General features: G+C 30.7%; 15 protein-coding genes and 2 tRNA genes. 9 read left to right on the top strand and 8 right to left on the bottom strand.

From position 1 onward, the window contains the following. A partial coding sequence (locus AC34EU_RS06960; RefSeq protein ID WP_487534347.1) for a 30S ribosomal protein S16 occupies window positions 1-574 on the bottom strand: 574 nt, incomplete at its 3' end. A gap of 239 nt (window positions 575-813) precedes the next feature. On the opposite strand from AC34EU_RS06960, the gene AC34EU_RS06955 reads away from it, so the two are divergent. Genes AC34EU_RS06955 through clpX form a run of 3 tightly spaced genes read left to right on the top strand, consistent with a single transcriptional unit; the run spans window position 814 to window position 4,085 of the window. After that, the gene (locus tag AC34EU_RS06955; protein WP_487534348.1) at window positions 814-2,142 is read left to right on the top strand and encodes a trigger factor; all 1,329 of its coding nucleotides are present in this window, start codon (window positions 814-816) and stop codon (window positions 2,140-2,142) included. A 41-nt stretch (window positions 2,143-2,183) separates the two neighbouring features. Next, entirely contained in the window at window positions 2,184-2,846 is a 663-nt protein-coding gene (gene clpP, locus AC34EU_RS06950) for an ATP-dependent Clp endopeptidase proteolytic subunit ClpP (protein ID WP_487534349.1), read from the top strand. A 9-nt stretch (window positions 2,847-2,855) separates the two neighbouring features. Further along, window positions 2,856-4,085, top strand: a complete 1,230-nt coding sequence (clpX, locus tag AC34EU_RS06945; protein ID WP_487534350.1) for an ATP-dependent Clp protease ATP-binding subunit ClpX — start codon at window positions 2,856-2,858, stop codon at window positions 4,083-4,085. Here the strand turns inward: clpX and AC34EU_RS06940 are convergent, their stop codons facing one another. Then, window positions 4,086-5,600, bottom strand: a complete 1,515-nt coding sequence (locus AC34EU_RS06940; protein ID WP_487534351.1) for a GH3 auxin-responsive promoter family protein — start codon at window positions 5,598-5,600, stop codon at window positions 4,086-4,088. A gap of 66 nt (window positions 5,601-5,666) precedes the next feature. Between AC34EU_RS06940 and AC34EU_RS06935 the strand changes: the two genes are divergently transcribed. Further along, window positions 5,667-6,434, top strand: a complete 768-nt coding sequence (locus AC34EU_RS06935) for a DUF2797 domain-containing protein (protein ID WP_487534352.1) — start codon at window positions 5,667-5,669, stop codon at window positions 6,432-6,434. Here the strand turns inward: AC34EU_RS06935 and rluF are convergent. After that, window positions 6,431-7,156 (bottom strand): 23S rRNA pseudouridine(2604) synthase RluF, encoded by a 726-nt coding sequence (gene rluF, locus AC34EU_RS06930; protein ID WP_489696124.1) that lies wholly within the window; start codon window positions 7,154-7,156, stop codon window positions 6,431-6,433. The two genes, AC34EU_RS06935 and rluF, sit on opposite strands and share 4 nt — an antisense overlap. Next, window positions 7,149-7,865 carry a queuosine precursor transporter gene (locus tag AC34EU_RS06925; RefSeq protein WP_487534354.1) on the bottom strand — a complete coding sequence of 239 codons (717 nt, stop codon included), beginning with the start codon at window positions 7,863-7,865 and terminating at the stop codon, window positions 7,149-7,151. The genes rluF and AC34EU_RS06925 overlap by 8 nt, the downstream gene beginning before the upstream one ends. Window positions 7,866-7,944: 79 nt before the next feature. On the opposite strand from AC34EU_RS06925, the gene folK reads away from it, so the two are divergent. Beyond that, complete coding sequence (gene folK, locus AC34EU_RS06920; protein ID WP_487534355.1) at window positions 7,945-9,066, top strand: 2-amino-4-hydroxy-6-hydroxymethyldihydropteridine diphosphokinase; 1,122 nt, start codon at window positions 7,945-7,947, stop codon at window positions 9,064-9,066. On the opposite strand, the gene AC34EU_RS06915 is transcribed toward folK, so the two are convergent. After that, window positions 9,056-9,586, bottom strand: coding sequence for an RNA methyltransferase (locus AC34EU_RS06915; RefSeq protein WP_487534356.1), 531 nt, complete (start codon window positions 9,584-9,586; stop codon window positions 9,056-9,058). The genes folK and AC34EU_RS06915 overlap by 11 nt on opposite strands. A 118-nt stretch (window positions 9,587-9,704) precedes the next feature. Here AC34EU_RS06915 and mutS point away from each other — a divergent pair, with 118 nt between their 5' ends. From mutS to AC34EU_RS06900, 3 genes are all read left to right on the top strand, one after another. Beyond that, complete coding sequence (gene mutS, locus AC34EU_RS06910) at window positions 9,705-12,275, top strand: DNA mismatch repair protein MutS (RefSeq protein ID WP_487534369.1); 2,571 nt, start codon at window positions 9,705-9,707, stop codon at window positions 12,273-12,275. A 75-nt stretch (window positions 12,276-12,350) separates the two neighbouring features. Further along, a tRNA-Gly gene (locus tag AC34EU_RS06905) sits at window positions 12,351-12,422 on the top strand. A 13-nt stretch (window positions 12,423-12,435) separates the two neighbouring features. Then, a tRNA-Leu gene (locus AC34EU_RS06900) sits at window positions 12,436-12,523 on the top strand. Between the two features lie 189 nt (window positions 12,524-12,712). Here the strand turns inward: AC34EU_RS06900 and AC34EU_RS06895 are convergent. From AC34EU_RS06895 to AC34EU_RS06885, 3 genes are all read right to left on the bottom strand, one after another. Further along, window positions 12,713-14,320: a sulfatase family protein gene (locus AC34EU_RS06895; protein ID WP_489666758.1), complete on the bottom strand. Its 1,608-nt coding sequence runs from the start codon at window positions 14,318-14,320 to the stop codon at window positions 12,713-12,715. A gap of 208 nt (window positions 14,321-14,528) precedes the next feature. Then, on the bottom strand, window positions 14,529-15,947 hold the full coding sequence (locus AC34EU_RS06890; protein ID WP_487534358.1) for a sulfatase family protein: 1,419 nt from the start codon (window positions 15,945-15,947) through the stop codon (window positions 14,529-14,531). Continuing rightward, the gene (locus tag AC34EU_RS06885; protein WP_487534359.1) at window positions 15,944-16,111 is read right to left on the bottom strand and encodes a hypothetical protein; all 168 of its coding nucleotides are present in this window, start codon (window positions 16,109-16,111) and stop codon (window positions 15,944-15,946) included. The genes AC34EU_RS06890 and AC34EU_RS06885 overlap by 4 nt, the downstream gene beginning before the upstream one ends. 186 nt (window positions 16,112-16,297) lie before the next feature. Here AC34EU_RS06885 and AC34EU_RS06880 point away from each other — a divergent pair, with 186 nt between their 5' ends. After that, window positions 16,298-17,629 (top strand): DEAD/DEAH box helicase, encoded by a 1,332-nt coding sequence (locus tag AC34EU_RS06880; RefSeq protein ID WP_487534360.1) that lies wholly within the window; start codon window positions 16,298-16,300, stop codon window positions 17,627-17,629.

Raw genomic sequence — 17,629 nt, 5'->3', positions numbered from 1 at the left:
CAGCAGGATTCTCTTCAACAGCAGTTTCTTCAGCAGCAGCAGGAGTCTCTTCAGCAGCAGGAGTCTCTTCAGCAGCAGGAGTCTCTTCAACAGCAGTAGTTTCTTCAGTATTAGCCTCAGCTAAAGCATTGGCTGCGTCTGTTATTCTTTTATCACTAACAGCTTTTTCAGCCTCAAGAGCTTTCTTTTTAGTCTGAGATTCTTCTTTACTCAAACCTTCAACTTTAGTTTGAATTTTTTCTTCTTTTTCCTCCAACCATTTATCAAACTTCTCATTAGCCTGTTCTTGCGTAAGCGCCCCTTTTTTGACACCTCCATTAAGATGATGTTTCAACATTATTCCAAGATAGGAAAGTAAATTTCTGGCAGTTTCAGAGGGAACTGCACCATTTTCCAACCATTTTAAAGCACTGTCTGCATTGATATCAATTAATGCTGGATTTATGTTGGGATTATAAGTGCCTATTTTTTCTAAGTAACGCCCATCTCTCTTAGAACGAGAATCTGCTGCTACTACCCAATAAAATGGTTTTCCTTTTTTTCCGTGTCTTTGTAATCTAATTCGTACTGGCATAAAAATTAATTTGTGAAGGTACCCGACCTTCTGTTTATTAATGAATTGGTCGGCAAAAATATGATTTTATTTTGTTAGCACAACACATAAAGTTTAATTTTTTAAAACTTTAAAACTGTTTACTAACCTACAATTACCAAGCTAATATAATTTACATTCTCAAAACCAACAATTCTTAATTTAAAACTCGTTGGATAGGGGCCTATTTTATTGTATTTTTGCGCACTAAATTATTTTAAATGCTAATTTCACGTAAAGATACTGATTCACTTAATTCAATCATAACAATTAACTTAGATCGTAAGGATTTTGCATCCAAGGTTGAAGAGGTATTAAAAAATTATCGTAAAACTGCCAATGTTCCAGGTTTTCGTAAAGGTTATGTCCCAATGGGGATGATAAAAAAACAATATGAAAACTCAATAACTGCTGATGAAGTAAATAAAATATTACAAGAAAGTTTAGACAAGTATCTTAAAGACGAAAAAATAGCAATATTGGGAAACCCTATGCCGATTATGGATAATAATTTAGATTGGAAATCTGAAAGCCTCGACTTTAACTTTGAGCTAGGGTTGTCACCAAAATTCGAAATTGATCTCAAAACAAGAAAAAAAGTCACACATTATAAAATCATAGCTGATGATAAAATGATTAATGATCAGTTAAACAATATTTTAAAACAATATGGTAAAATAATTTCAAAACAAGAAGTTAAAAAAGATTATGAAATAACTGCTTCTTTTGATTCTAAAGAAAATGGAATAGAAACAACATCAACATTTACAGTTAACGACATAGAAGGAAAAAAGAATAAAGATTTAATATTAGCTTCTAAGCCAGGGGGTTCAATTTCAATTGAGGGAAAGGGGATGTTTAATGAAACAAACAAAGCTCAGCGTATTTTGGGAATTAGTAACGAAGCAGCATCAAATATAATTGGAAATATCTCGGTTGAAATTAAAGAAGTTAATGAAAGAATTCTTGCTGATTTAAATCAAGAATTATTTGATAAAGTTTATGAGCCAGGAACTGTTAAGTCTGAAAAAGAATTAAAATTAAAAATTGCAGAGGGTATAGAAAAGCAATTAGAGCAACAATCTGAACAAAAACTACTTAATGATGTTACGGAATTTCTGATTAAAAACACAAAATTTAAATTACCTGAAAAATTCCTAGTTAAATGGATGCAAAATTCAGGAAAAGAAACTTTAAGTCCTGAAAAAGCAGAAAAAGAATACGCTAAATCTGAGAAAGGAATTAGGTATCAATTAATTGAGGGAAAAATCATTGTGGATAATGACCTACAGGTTAAAATTGAAGAACTAAAGGATTTTGCGAAAGAAATGATATTAAAGCAAATGGCTCAATATGGACAACCTGCTCCTGGAGACGAGGAGATGGAAGGAACAATAAACCGAATTTTATCTAATCAAGAAGAAGGAAAACGACTTCAAGAGCAATTAATGAGTAAAAAGCTTTTAGACTTTTATAAGGAGCACGGCCCATTGAAAGTAAAAAAAATCAATTTTGAAAGTTTTGTAAAAGAGGCTTATGCAAAAGCCTAGTTTTTTTAACTATTTTTAATAAAGATTATAATAATAAATATATGGATTACGGAAAAGAATTTAAAAATTACGCTACTAAGCATCATGGGATAAATTCTATGTATTATGATGAAATAGTAAGTAGCATGACTCCTTATATAATAGAAGAAAGGCAATTAAATGTGGCTCAAATGGATGTTTTTTCTAGACTCATGATGGATCGAATTATGTTTTTAGGAACAGCCATCAATGATAATGTTGCAAATGTAATCCAAGCACAACTTTTATTTTTACAAAGTACAGATGCTAAGAGAGATATTCAAATGTATATAAATTCTCCAGGCGGAGGAGTTTATGCAGGTCTTGGAATCTACGATACTATGCAATTTATTTCTCCAGATGTAGCAACTATTTGTACGGGTATTGCAGCTTCAATGGGAGCAGTTTTATTATGTGCTGGGACGGCTGGTAAAAGGTCTGCATTACCTCACTCAAGAGTAATGATTCATCAACCTCTTGGAGGCGCTCAAGGTCAGGCTTCTGATATTGAAATTACAACAAGAGAAATTCTTAAATTAAAAGATGAATTATATCAAATTATTTCGAAACATTCAGGACAATCAATGGATAAGGTGACTGACGACAGTGATCGTGACTATTGGATGAAGGCTGAAGAAGCTAAAAAATATGGAATGGTTGATGAAGTTTTAAAGGCCGCAAAATAATTATTAAAAATGGGTAATGAAAACGAATTAACTTGTTCTTTTTGTGGTCGTGTAAAACCGGAGACGCAGATATTAGTTGCAGGACTTGATGCGCACATATGTGAAAAATGTATTAGTCAAGCAAATAAAATAGTTGAAGAGGAATCAACAAAGGTTGATACGTCGGAGTTTAGTATAGAATTAAAACTCCCAAAAGTAATTAAGGCTTTTTTAGATGAATATGTTATTGGACAGGAGACAGCAAAAAAAGTTTTGAGTGTCGCAGTTTATAACCATTACAAGAGAATTGCTAATCAAAAATCAAAAGAAGATATAGAAATTCAAAAAAGTAACTTGCTACTTGTTGGACAAACAGGAACTGGAAAAACTCTTTTAGCTCAAACAATTTCAAAACTACTGGAGGTTCCATTAGCAATTGTTGATGCAACCGTTCTTACTGAGGCTGGATATGTTGGAGAAGATGTAGAAAGTATTTTGACAAGGTTGCTTCAATCTGCAGATTATGATTTAGAAAAAGCTCAACAAGGAATAGTTTTTATTGATGAAATAGATAAAATTGCACGGAAGGGAGATAACCCTTCAATTACTAGAGATGTTTCAGGAGAAGGAGTTCAACAAGCATTGTTGAAATTATTAGAGGGTACGATTGTCAATGTTCCCCCCAAAGGAGGGAGAAAACATCCAGATCAAAAGTTTATAGAAGTTGACACTTCTAATATTTTATTTATTGCAGGAGGAGCTTTTGATGGTATTAATAGGGTAATTAATAATAGACTGAACCTTCAGGCAATTGGTTATAAAAGTCAAATTAAGACTGAAAAAATTGATATTGAAAATTTAATACAATACATAACACCAAAAGATATAAGAACTTTTGGGTTAATACCTGAAATAATAGGAAGACTCCCTGTATTATCTCACATGAACCCTCTAGATAAGTCAACTTTACGATCTATATTAACTGACCCGAAAAATGCTCTTATAAAACAATATCAAAAATTATTTTCTATGGATAATATCTCATTAACCTTTACAACCGGAGCACTAGATTTTATTGTTCAAAAAGCTTTAGATTATAATTTGGGAGCAAGAGGATTACGTTCTTTATGTGAAGGAATTCTCAATCAAGCTATGTTTGAACTACCTGGTACTGAGATTTCTGAATTGAAGGTTAATAAGATTTATGCAGAAGAGCAATTTAAGAGTGTTGAACTTCCAGCTTTAAAGGCGGTGTCTTAATCAAATATTTGTTTTTAGAAGTGAATCAATATATTTTCTTGAATTTGATAATCTTGGAATTTTATTTTGTCCACCCAATTTATTGATAGAAGACAGCCATTCATAAAATAAATTTTTTTTAGCAATAGTTATTAATGGTTTTTTCAGAGTCATACTTTTATACCTTTTAGCCTCATAATCAGAATTTAGTTCTTTTAGTTTTTTGTCAAGAAAAATAGAAAAATATTCAATATTCTTAGGTGGTTTATCAAATTCAATGAGCCATTCGTGCCCTCCTTTTGAATTTTTTTTCATAAAAACAGGACCAACTGTATAATTTATAATTGACACACTGAACTCTTTTGCTGATAAACTTATTGCTTCTTCAGCATTTTCTATAATTAGCTCCTCCCCAAAAACATTAATAAAATGTTTAGTACGACCAGTAATTTTAATTCTATAAGGTTTTAAAGTTGTAAATTTTATTGTATCTCCGATTAAATATCTCCAAAGTCCAGCATTAGTTGTTATAACTAAAGCATAATTAATACCAACTTTCACTTCCCAAAGAGGGATTATATTTTGTTTTAAATCATTAAATGAATCCATTGACAGAAACTCATAAAAAATACCATAATCTAGCATTAACAAAAGTTCAGAGCTATTATTTTGATCTTGAATTGCAAAAAACCCTTCAGAAGCATTATATATTTCATAAAATTTAAGTTGCTTATCATTGAATAGGTTTTCAAATTGATTTTTGTAGGGTTTAAAATTAACCCCACCGTGAAAATAAACTTCAATATTTGGCCATATATCGCTTATTTTTTTTACTTTTTTTCTTTTTAAAGCATTTTGAAGAAGCACAAACATCCAGGAAGGCATACCAGCCAAACTAGTTACCTTTTCATTTAAAGTTTCTGAAATTATAGCTTCCATTTTACTCTCCCATTCAGTCATTAAGGACACCTTATTACTTGGCGTACTTCCTAATTCTGCCCAAAAAGGAAGATTATCTATGAAAATAGCTGAAAGATCACCAAAATAGCTATTGTTGTTTTCATACAATTCCCCACTACCCCCTAATCTCAGACACTTTCCAACCATTAGTTGAGAATCTTTATTATTATTCAGATAAAGAGAAAGCATATCTTTTCCAGCCTTATAATGACAATCTTCAAGAGATTCAGTGCTAACAGGTATAAATTTACTTTTTGAATTTGTTGTTCCACTTGATTTTGCAAACCATTTTATTGGTGATGGCCAAAAAATATTTTGTTCTCCTTGCCTGCATCTTTCAATAGATTTACTAATTTCTTCATACTTTACAATTGGTAGTCTGTTTTTGAAATCTTCATAATTTTCAATAGAGTTGAATTTATATTTTTTTCCGATTTCTGTATTTTTAGCAGTATTTAGAAGCTTAAGTAGGACTTCTTGCTGAGTTTCATTAGGGTATTTCACAAATAATTCGATTTGTGTAATTCTTTTTTTTAAAGCCCATGATGCTATAGAATGAAACAAAGGAATTGGCATAGGTTGCTTATATTTATAAAGTAAATTTAAAAACTTTGATCTATGTTTAAGGGTGTATTAAAAAAAATGCATACATATAACAATTCTCCAATAAAATATTTTTTGTCATTTGAAAATGATTTTATTGAAATTAATCAATGTATTGGCCGGGAATTAAAGATTATTAAAATTGGAGAGCAGTGTTTAAACTGTAATAAAAATAAATCTATATTTAGACAAGGTTTCTGCAAAAATTGTTTTTTTGAATCACCTTTTATAGGAGACTGGATTATTCGACCTGAATTAAGTACAGCACATTTAGGGATTGAAGATCGTGATTTAGAATTTGAAAAAAAAATGCAACTACAACCTCATATAGTCTATTTATCTCTAAGCAGTCATGTCAAAGTTGGAGTAACAAAAAAGGAACAACTTATAACTCGCTGGATTGATCAGGGAGCTCAAAGTGCAATTTCAATATTAGAGGTTCCAAATAGATATCTTGCTGGAAAAGCTGAGGTAGAGCTTAAAAAAGTTTTTTCGGATAAAACTAATTGGCGTAAAATGCTGCAAAATGAATTTGAACCAATTGACTGGAAATTATCTAAAAATAAAGCAATTGACAATTTATCAAATGATTTAAAGCCTTTTGTTTTGAATGACTTGAGTGTTACTGAGCTTGATTTTCCCATTGAAAATTACCCTAAAAAAGTTAGTAGCTTGAATTTAAATAAGTCAACATCATTTGAGGGCCTTTTAATAGGAATAAAAGGTCAATACTTAATTTTTGATGACGATACTGTTTGTAATATTAGAGGTAATGAAGGAACTGAAGTTTTAATTACTATTAACTAGTCAATAGTTTTATTTGAATCTACAACTAATTCCTTTATTGATTCTATTTCTTTTGAAGTAAGCTCTCTATATTTTCCAACATCTAGGTCTAAATTAACATTCATTATTCTTGTTCTTACAAGCTTAATTACTCTATAATCTAAATATTCACACATTCGCCTTATTTGACGATTTAGTCCTTGCGTTAAAATAATTTTAAATTGTTTTTTATGAGTTTGTTTTACAAAACATTTCCTGGTAATAGTGTCTAGGATTGGTATTCCTATTCCCATTTTAGATATAAAATCATCAGTTACAGGCTTGTTTACAGTAACTAAGTATTCTTTTTCATGATTATTTCTTGCTCTCAAAATTTTATTTACTATTTCTCCATCATTAGTCAAGAAAATCAGACCCTCACTTGGTTTATCCAATCTTCCAATTGGATAGATTCTAGATGGATAATTAATAAAGTCAATTATGTTGTCTTTTTCTACCCTAGTGTCTGTAGTACAAACAATCCCAATAGGCTTATTAAATGCAAGATAAACCTGTCTTTCTTTTTTTGTGTTTAATAATTCTCCGTCAACCTTGATTATATCATCACGATTGACTTTTTGACCGACTATTGCCGTTTTATTATTAATTAAAACTCTTTCCTGGTCTATTAATTTATCTGCAGCACGTCTAGAGCAAAATCCTATTTCACTAAAGTATTTATTTAAACGTATAGGTTCATTCATCATTTGTATTCCAATCTATTTCTTCTCCGAGTTTTAATGAAAATCTTTTTCTAAAAAGATGAACAAAAATGTATAAAAAAGGGGTATCAACTATTGCAATCATTATTTTAAAAATGAAAGAAGCTGTTGAAAGTCCCAAGAAACTATCCCAGCTAAGGACATTAAATGTACATAAAAGTCCAACAACAGTTAGGCTATCTATAAATTGAGAGGTAAAAGTTGAAAAATTATTTCTAAGCCAAAGCATTTTTCCTTTAGTCAACTTTTTCCAAAAATGATAAATACGAATATCAATAAATTGAGCCATTAAATAAGCAATCATAGATGCTAAAGCTGCAATTGGAGATAGTGAGAAAACTTTTTCGTATACAGAATCATTTATTGGAGAATAGTCAACGGCTGGCAGGGCATTTCCTAAAAGTAAAATTCCAGCAGAAAAAAAAGAAGCAAATATTCCAATAACAACAACAATACTAGCTCTTCTTTTACCATAAATTTCTGATATTAAATCTGTAATTAAAAATGTCAGTGGATAAGGAAGTAATCCTACAGATATTTCAAATAAAGATTGACCAAATAAAGAAAAATCAAAAGGATACCAATAAAAAAATTTTTGAAAAATAATATTAGATACAACAAGTGAAGTTATAAATAGAGCACTTAAAAAAAGATAAATTTTTTCAGCAAAAACTTTATCTGAAGCATTCATTTAATTTATCTTATATTTTTTTAAGATTATGATTGAATAATCTCATTCATGCAAAGATAGCGTTTTGTAATTTTGTTTTATGATTAAAGCTAATTCACATCAAGTCTATATTTCTTTTGGAAGTAATAAAGGAAACAGATTGAACCATATAATCAAGTCCCTTAAAGAACTTGAAGTTAAGGTAGGGAGAATCATGAGGGTTTCTAATTTATATAAAACAAAATCATGGGGGTTTGAAAGTAGAGATTTTTATAATGGATGTGTAATTTTAAAAACAAAATTTTCACCAGAGATAGTATTAAAAAAAATATTATCGATTGAAGATTCTTTAGGAAGAGTAAGAAGTGAAAGTGGTGAATATACATCTAGGGAAATAGACCTTGATTTATTATTTTTCGACAACTTAATCTTAAATTCAGAGGACTTGATCATTCCTCACCCACATATATCTAAAAGAAATTTTGTGCTAATTCCAATGCGTGACATCTCCTCTGACTTTATTCATCCAAAAATTAATAAATCAATCAAAAACTTATTAGTTATATCTAAAGATAATTCAGATGTAAAAAAAATAAAAAACAACAGCTATTATGTCCCTTTTTGGCAGAGGTATTCTTACATATCGATTGAAGGGAACATTGGAGCAGGAAAGACAACCCTAAGTAAAAAAATTAAATCTCATTTTGATATTGAATTGTTAAATGAGAATTATAAAAAAAATCCATTTTTAAGAGAGTTCTACTCTAATCCAAATGAGTTTTCATTAAAAGTTGAAAATTTTTTTTTAAATGAAAGAATAAATCAAATAAATAAGCATTTTTTAATTTCATCAAAAAGAAAAACAATTAGTGACTTTTGGATTGGAAAATCATTAGTTTTTGCGAAAAACAATCTTCACGAAAATTTATTTAAAAAATATATTGAGGAATATAAAAAACTCAATCATGGTTTAAGAGCTCCAGAAATTATAGTTTTTTTAAATCAAAACACTTTACAACTACAAAAACAAATTATTGAAAGAGGTAGATCATTTGAAAATCAAATTTCAAAAGATTATTTAGACTCTATTTCCAAGGAATATGAAATTGTTTTTGATGATAAACACAACTTTATTTTGATTGTATTAAGTCCAAAAGAGATTTTAAACCTCAAAGATGAAAAAGGTCAAGAGTATTTGTTAAGAAAACTCATTAACCATTAATTTTGCTATAAAAATCCCAAATTAATACTCCAGCGGAAACAGATATATTTAAAGAATGCTTAGTCCCAAATTGAGGAATTTCTATTGTATTATTTATACAATCAATTACTTCCTGTGAAATGCCTTTAACTTCATTTCCAAAAACAAATGCATATAATTCATGCTTTTCAGGTTTAAAATTTTCTAAAGAAATTGAACCTTCGGCTTGTTCTATAGCGATAACTTTTACTCCTTTACCTAGTAAACTTTTTATTAAATTATAAGTTGATTCAAAATACTCCCAATCTACTGAATCTGTTGAGCCTAGTGCAGTTTTTTGAATATCTTTATGTGGGGGTTTTGCCGTGATTCCACACAAATAAATCTTTTCAATTAAAAAAGCATCTGCAGTTCGAAATACTGACCCAATATTATTCATGCTTCTAATATTATCTAGAATTATAATTAATGGAGTTTTATTCGCTGCTTTATATTCAGATATTGTTTTTCTGTTAAGTTCACTATTTTTCAACTTTCGCATTTTCAAAAATAAACAAAACATAGCCACAGTCTACTTGATTTTCTTTTTTTGATTTTCATAAAAGTGTACATTCGTAAAAAGCAAAAAAGTGCAAAATAAAATAAAGGAAACGCCTTTAATGAAACAGTACAATCAAATCAAGGAAAAGCATCCTGATGCTTTGTTGTTGTTTCGTGTAGGAGATTTTTATGAGACTTTTGGAGAAGATGCTATTAAAGCTGCCTCAATCTTGGGTATTGTTTTGACTAAACGAGGTGCAGGAAGTGCTAGTGAAACACCTCTTGCCGGATTTCCTTATCATTCTTTGGATACATATCTACCTAAATTAGTAAAAGCAGGTTACCGTGTAGCTATTTGTGATCAACTAGAAAACCCGAAGCTAACTAAGGAAATTGTTAAGAGAGGTGTAACTGAGCTAGTTACTCCTGGTGTTGCTATGAATGATGCAATTCTTGATCACAAGAAAAATAATTATTTATGTGCAGTCTTTTTTGGAAAAAAAAATATTGGAATATCATTTATAGATATTTCTACTGGAGATTTTTGGGTTGGCCAAGGAACTAAAAATATAATTGCACAATTTTTACAAAATTTTATTCCAAGTGAAATATTAGTTGCAAAACCACATAAAAAAATTTTTGAGGCAACTTTCGGATCACAATTTCCTACATTTTTTGTTGAAGATTGGGTTTTTGAAAATGATTTTGCCAATGAAAAATTAACATCACATTTTGAAACTAATTCATTAAGTGGGTTTGGGATTAATGATCTGTTTGAAGGAAGTAACTCTGCTGGAGCAATTCTTCATTATTTATATGAAACCCAACAAAAAAGATTAAAGCATATAACCAAGATTCAAAGGTTAGTTAGTTCAGATTACGTTTGGATGGATGACTTTACAATTAGAAATCTTGAATTATTTTACCCTTCGAATATTGAAGGTGTATCATTAATTTCAATTCTAGACCACACTCAAACTTCAATGGGAGCCAGGCGCATGAAACATTGGCTTGCTTTCCCTTCGAAAGACATTAAAGAAATTAACTTACGACAACAAATTGTTTCATCAATCATAAATGTCGAATCGGTTTACCTAGCTCTTAAAGATTTTATGCCATTAGTTATAGATTTAGAAAGAGTGATGGCTAAAATATCAACTTATAAGGTTGCTCCAAGAACTTTGGTTCAGCTAAATAGTTCATTAAATGTGATCCCAAATATCCTAGATGTTTTAAACAAAAGTGGAAATAAAAATTTAAAAAACAATGCCTCTAGGTTCCCATCAATAGAGGGGGTTGTTAATTTACTTTCAAGGACATTAGATTCAGATGCGCCTGCATCAATTAATAAAGGAAATGTAATAGCTAAGGGAGTTTCTGATGAATTAGACGAACTCAGAAATTTGCTTTCTACTACTAAGTTACGCTTAGACAATCTTTTGAAAAACGAAATAAACCTGACTAAAATAAGTTCATTAAAAATCGCATTTAATAATGTTTTTGGATATTATATTGAGGTAAGAAATACCCATAAAGATAAAGTTCCAGAGCGGTGGGTCAGAAAGCAAACCCTAGTTAATGCTGAGAGATATATAACGGATGAATTAAAGGAATTTGAATCAAAAATATTTGGAGCGGAGGATAAAATAAAAATTCTTGAAGAGAGTCTTTATGAAAAACTTCTAAATGAGCTTCAGAGTTATTTAGACACTCTTAAGCTGGCTTCAAATGAACTTTCTTTTCTAGATTGTTTGTGGAGTTTTTCATTTTCAGCAAAAAAACACAATTATGTGTGTCCAAAATTTATAGATGAAAACTCAATTTTTATTGAAGAGGGAAGACATCCAGTAATTGAGCAAAAATTGTCAAGAGACTCCTCTTATGTTCCAAATACTGTTACATTAAACGACAAGGATCAGCAATTAATCATGATAACAGGACCAAACATGTCAGGAAAGTCCGCTCTTCTTAGGCAAACAGCACTGATAACTATAATGGGTCAAATGGGCAGCTATGTGCCTGCTAAGTCTGTTGAAATGGGAATAGTTGATAAAATATTTACTAGAGTTGGAGCAAGTGATAATATTTCAAAAGGAGCTTCAACATTTATGGTTGAAATGAATGAGTCAGCAACAATTTTAAACAACGTCACAAAACAAAGCCTAATCTTGCTTGATGAAATTGGACGAGGTACAAGTACTTATGATGGTATATCTATTGCATGGGCAATAGCTCAATTTCTTCATGAACATCCATATAAGCCTAAAGTTCTTTTTGCAACCCATTATCATGAGCTAAATGCGATGTCTCAGCAATTTCCTAGAATTAAAAATCATAATGTTTCTGTAAAAGAACTCAAGAATAAGGTTTTGTTTTTGAGAAAACTAGAACCTGGAGGTAGCGCTCATAGTTTTGGTATTCATGTAGCAAAAATGGCAGGCATGCCGAAAATTATATTACAAACAGCAGCTAAAAAGTTAAAAGCTCTAGAATCTAGTCATGCATTAGAGGAAAGAACAGATTCAATGAATGACAATAAGTCCTCTCTACAAATGACAATGTTTAAACTTGATGACCCTCTTTTAGAGCAATTGAGGGATGAAATAAATGAATTAGATATTAATTCACTTACCCCTATAGAGGCCTTAATGAAGCTAAATGAAATAAAACGAAGATTGGGTATTAATTAATTTTAAAAAAAACCCAATTTTTTTATTCAGCTTTAACTGCTATTTACATGTTTATTCTATATTTGTAAACCTTTTGCGAAAGTAGCTCAGGGGTAGAGCATCACCTTGCCAAGGTGGGGGTCGCGGGTTCAAATCCCGTCTTTCGCTCTAAGTATATTTTGCTCGAGTGGTGGAATTGGTAGACACGTTGGACTTAAAATCCAATGACCATTGCGGTCGTGCGGGTTCAAGTCCCGCCTCGAGTACCAAAAGGGAGATATTCGAAAGTTTATCTCCCTTTTATTTTTTGATCCACAATGACAGAACTTAATTAAGTTATTGAGAATTTAAAAGCAGCTTTTAATCATTTAAGTAATGATAAGGTAATGCATTTTTTGATGAGAAAATTCTCAAATGAAATTCAACTAAATGATAGAAGGGAGGCAAATGATTATAAATCAATAAATAAAACTTTTATCTAGCTCTTCAGAATCTTTATATTTAATTCTCATTTCTTTTAATTCTTGAGTTAATTCATCAACTATGTTTTTATATTCAGGATTTTCATATATATTGTTCATTTCATTAGGGTCTTTTAAACGATCATATAACTCCCATTCATCAACGTCATAATAAAAGTGAACTAATTTGAATTCCTTACTTACAATTCCATAATGTCTTTTAGCCATATGTACTGAAGGGTATTCATAATAATGATAATATACTGCATCTCTATTCCAATTCTCAGAATCTCCTTTTAATAAAGGAATAAGACTTTCTCCTTGCATATCTTCAGGAGCTTCAATCATTGCAGCTTCTAAAAATGTTTGAGCAAAATCTAGATTTTGAACCATTTCTTCACTGGTTGTTCCCGGTGTAATTATATTAGGCCATTTGATCATTAGTGGTGTTTTAAAGGATTCATCATAAATAAATCTTTTATCAAACCAGCCGTGTTCCCCTAAATAAAATCCTTGATCAGATGTGTATACCACTATTGTGTTTTTATCTAGTCCAGACTCTTGAAGATAATCCAAAACACGACCAACATTATCGTCAACGGAAGAAATAGTTGCTAAATAATCTTGCATATATCTTTGAAACTTCCATTTCATTTTTTCTTTATTATTCATTTTCGGCCAATTTTCTTTAAAGTCTTTGCTGATTTTATCGAGAGTAATATCATATTTTTTCTTTTGATCTTCATTGGCTCTTCCAAAAGGACGAGTAAATCCTTTTGCAGTTGGACGCATTAAAGTTCCGTCACCTTTAACATAAACAATCTCAGGTTCTACTTTATCCATTTCCTCTATAGTTGAGGGCCTAACTTTACTGTCATGCATATATTGCATATGAGTTAAAATATTCATTTCTGCTGTTTTGGCAGCAGTTCCCCTTCCAGAGTAATTATCAAATAAGGACTCAGGTTCTGGAAACTCTTTCTCATAAAATTCTGCAAACTTTTCTGGACTTGGCCACCATGCTCTATGAGGAGCTTTATGTAAGTACATCATTAAAAATGGTTTGTTTTTGTCTCTTTTGGTTTTAAACCAATTCAATGTTAAATCAGTAATTATATCTGTTACATACCCACTAATTATTGTGTCTTTTTCTTTTCCTATGAATTTAGGATTAATGTAGTCTCCTTGTCCAGGAAGTATTAGAAAGTCATCAACTCCCTTTGGATTGTTTCCAAAATGAAGCTTACCAAACATAGCTGTTTGATATCCAGCTTTTTGAAAAAGTTGAGGAAAAGTAGTTTGTGAGTCATCAAACTTAGCATGATTATCAATCTTACCATTGATGTGACTATGTTTTCCTGTTAATATTACTGCTCTGGAAGGAGCACATATTGAGTTAGTAACACATGCATTGTTAAAGAGCATACCTTCATTTGCAATTCTATCAATATTAGGAGTTTTTATCAGTCGGTCATCGTATGCACTTATTGCTTGATAAGCATGGTCATCAGACATTATAAATAATATATTAGGCTTTGTTTCTAAGTTATCAGTGCAGCTTGAAAGAAAAAAAGAAAAAAATAATACTGGGTACAGATGTTTCATGATTGTGTTTAATTAAACTTTATTGTCAAATAAAGAGAGTGATAAGAAATAAATAACTTATGAATATTGCCTAGGGTTAATTGTAATAAATATAAAAAATTGAAAACAAAAGAAATACAAAGCCATCAAGTTTCTTATTAATTCTTTTAATGTATTTTGTGATTCCACTATTAAAAACACACCTATTATCATCTCCAAATAGCAATATTCACTTAGCCCCCTCCCTATCATTTAGCAAATCCTCAGGAGCAATTAAGTTTTTTTTATGTATTTCTACAATCTTATTGATTTTAATTAATATTTCAGGGTTTTTATCTGCTATATCATATTTTTCAGATGGATCAATATTTAAATTATAAAGTAATGGTTTTTTCAAAACTTTCTTCTTATCGCTTCCTGGCGGATAATTATAAGCACCTTGAGTAATAAAGTGAGCTTTATATTTGCCAAATCTAACTGCATAAATTTCCCTAGAGCGATAATAAAATATTGTTTCTCTTTTACTGGGTTCATGATTTAATAATGTATTCTTTAAACTTATTCCATCCATTATTCTATCATCGACCATACTAGTATTTGACATTTCTAATAAAGTAGGAAAGATATCCATCGTTGATCCTAAATCACTGACTACTCCGGGGCTTATGTCAGCTCCCCAAAATATTCCAGGAATTCTTTGTCCCCCTTCCCAGGTAGAACCCTTTCCTTCTCTAAGAAGTCCTGCAGAGCCTGAGTGAGACTCAAAGGGGAGCCATGGACCATTATCAGATGTAAAAACTACAATTGTGTTCTTATCAAGATTATTCTTCTTTAATTCCTCAACTATCAAACCCATTCCGTAATCAATTTCTTCAATTACATCGCCATATAACCCTCTTTTACTTTTTCCTATAAAATCGTCTGAAGCATAAAGCGGGGTATGAGGTAAATTATGAGCTAAATAAATAAAAAAATTATCTTCTTTATTATTTCTTATAAATTCAACTGCTTTATCCGAAAATCGCTTAGTAATTGTTGTTTGATCTACTGGTCTTTCTATGATTTCATTATTTTCAATCAGAGGAACATTATAGTTAGTTGATTCAGGTCTTTCATTTTCATACTTCTGCCAATACTGTGATCCTGGACAACATGTTTCATTATTAATCTTATCCATATCATTCGAATATGGTATTCCATAATAATAATCAAAGCCATGTTGAAGGGGAAGGTATTCTTTTTTATGACCTAGATGCCATTTACCTATTGCGGCAGTTTTATATCCATTTTTTTTCAATTTTTCTGCAATGGTTATCTCAGAATCAGGAAGACCATGTTTAGAGTCAGGAAAAAAAACCCTGTGTTTTCTACCAATCAAACCATTCCTTATGGGTAGTCGTCCTGTTAATAATCCTGCACGACTTGGTGTACAAACACTTGATGCAGAGTAAAACTGAGTCCACTTTTGTCCTTCGTGTGCCATTTTATCCAGATTGGGAGTTTTGATTGTAGGGTGTCCATATGATCCTAAATCACCGTACCCCATGTCGTCAACAAAAACTATAATAAAATTAGGTTTAATATTAAGTTTTGACTGATCACATGAATGAAGAAGAAATAATATTACTATTGAGATTATTTTTTTCATATTAAGGGTTTATATCCAACAATACTTATATGGGTATTAGCAGTTTCTTTATCTACAAATAATTTTCTATCTCGCTGATTTCCATGACAAGTCTTGTGTGAAGATAAATAAGAACCACCAGCTAATCGTATTTCACCTTTAATATTTCCTGTTGTATTTGCCATATCTATTTTATGCTATTATAGTTTAATGTCCTTTTTGTTTAACTGGGGTCATTTGGGGGAGCAAACTTATTATTCTATTAGCCTTTATTTTTTGCTCAATTCATTCACCGTTGAGTTAAATTAATTAGAGCTCCAATTTATTCGATTATCGGATTTCGTATATATATCTTTGTTTAAAACAATTTTATGTCAAAATCTTTCTCTGATATAGGAATTAACCAACTATTACAAAAAGGTTTAGCAGATTTGAAAATTGCTACTCCCACAGATATACAAAAAAAGATCATTCCGTTGTTACTCAATCAAAAAGAAGATCTTGTTGCTTTGGCAAAAACAGGAACGGGTAAAACTGTTGCTTTTGGATTGCCCTTGTTGCAGTTAATCGACATAGAAGAAACTCATGTTCAAGTTGTGATACTAGCACCTACCAGAGAGTTAGGTCAACAAATTTATGCCAATTTATTGACTTATGGAGCGTACATTTCTGAGATTTCTGTTTTAGCAGTATACGGTGGAATTCCAATAAAATCTCAAATAGAGAGCTTAAAAACTAAAACGCATATTATTGTTGCAACACCTGGACGCTTGATAGATTTAATTGGCCGTAGTGCTATAAATATTAAGAACATAAAGTATTTAGTGTTGGATGAAGCAGATGAAATAGTGAGTGCTTTTAAAGATGATTTAGATCGTATTATCGAAGTAATTCCAAAAAATCGTAGAACACTATTATTTACCGCAACTCTTTCTGGCGCTATAAAACAATTGATTCAAAATTATATGTCAAAGGATGTTTTGCAAATAGAAACTGACATGACTATGATGGGTCATCAAGGCATAGATCACTACTATATGGTTGTAGAGCCAATAGAAAAACTGAATGTTTTAATGCACTTTTTAAGTGCTAAAGAAGGAGAAAGAGGGATTATTTTTTGCAAAACAAAAGCAGCTGTCAATAAATTAGGTAAAAATTTATCCATCAATAAATTCTCATCGGGATCGATTCATGGAAGTTTAACGCAAGGAATTCGTGACCGGATTATGGATCAATTTAGAAAAGGATATATAGATATTCTTATTGCAACCGATTTAGCAGCTCGTGGAATTGATGTTAAAGAAATCACCTATGTTGTGAATTATCATTTACCTGACACCTATGAAGCTTACGTGCATAGAAGTGGACGATCAGCAAGAGCAGGAGTAAAAGGCTTTTCATTAACTATAGTTCAAGAAGAAGAAGTTAAAGAAATTGCTGATTTTGAAAAGGAATTAGGTATTAAGTTTAATGAATTCAAAAAAGGAGATGCACAAAGCATTGAAGAAAACAACGGTTTGTTATGGGCAAAAAAAATATTTAAAACCAAATCAAATCGTAGTGTTTCAGCTGAATTTAAACAGCAGGTGAGAACTATTTTTCATCACCTTACAAAAGAAGAATTAATAGAGAAAGTGCTTGCAAATTATTTAGCAAATACAGGTGTAACAATTTCAAAAAAATCTACTTTAAAAAAGGATTAA

The sequence above is a fragment of the Candidatus Marivariicella framensis genome (assembly GCF_982709265.1).
Note: the sequence above shows the minus strand (reverse complement) of the source record. Positions and strands in the feature narration are given on the sequence as shown.

Excerpts from the sequence above, each read along its gene's own strand:
- clpP (WP_487534349.1), top strand. The coding sequence starts at position 2,184 with ATGGATTACGGAAAAGAATTTAAAAATTACGCTACTAAGCATCATGGG.
- AC34EU_RS06955 (WP_487534348.1), top strand. The coding sequence starts at position 814 with ATGCTAATTTCACGTAAAGATACTGATTCACTTAATTCAATCATAACA.
- AC34EU_RS06925 (WP_487534354.1), bottom strand. The coding sequence starts at position 7,865 with ATGAATGCTTCAGATAAAGTTTTTGCTGAAAAAATTTATCTTTTTTTA.
- AC34EU_RS06880 (WP_487534360.1), top strand. The coding sequence starts at position 16,298 with ATGTCAAAATCTTTCTCTGATATAGGAATTAACCAACTATTACAAAAA.
- AC34EU_RS06895 (WP_489666758.1), bottom strand. The coding sequence starts at position 14,320 with ATGAAACATCTGTACCCAGTATTATTTTTTTCTTTTTTTCTTTCAAGC.
- clpX (WP_487534350.1), top strand. The coding sequence starts at position 2,856 with ATGGGTAATGAAAACGAATTAACTTGTTCTTTTTGTGGTCGTGTAAAA.
- folK (WP_487534355.1), top strand. The coding sequence starts at position 7,945 with ATGATTAAAGCTAATTCACATCAAGTCTATATTTCTTTTGGAAGTAAT.
- AC34EU_RS06890 (WP_487534358.1), bottom strand. The coding sequence starts at position 15,947 with ATGAAAAAAATAATCTCAATAGTAATATTATTTCTTCTTCATTCATGT.
- rluF (WP_489696124.1), bottom strand. The coding sequence starts at position 7,156 with ATGAATGAACCTATACGTTTAAATAAATACTTTAGTGAAATAGGATTT.
- AC34EU_RS06915 (WP_487534356.1), bottom strand. The coding sequence starts at position 9,586 with ATGCGAAAGTTGAAAAATAGTGAACTTAACAGAAAAACAATATCTGAA.
- AC34EU_RS06940 (WP_487534351.1), bottom strand. The coding sequence starts at position 5,600 with ATGCCAATTCCTTTGTTTCATTCTATAGCATCATGGGCTTTAAAAAAA.
- AC34EU_RS06885 (WP_487534359.1), bottom strand. The coding sequence starts at position 16,111 with ATGGCAAATACAACAGGAAATATTAAAGGTGAAATACGATTAGCTGGT.
- AC34EU_RS06935 (WP_487534352.1), top strand. The coding sequence starts at position 5,667 with ATGCATACATATAACAATTCTCCAATAAAATATTTTTTGTCATTTGAA.
- mutS (WP_487534369.1), top strand. The coding sequence starts at position 9,705 with ATGAAACAGTACAATCAAATCAAGGAAAAGCATCCTGATGCTTTGTTG.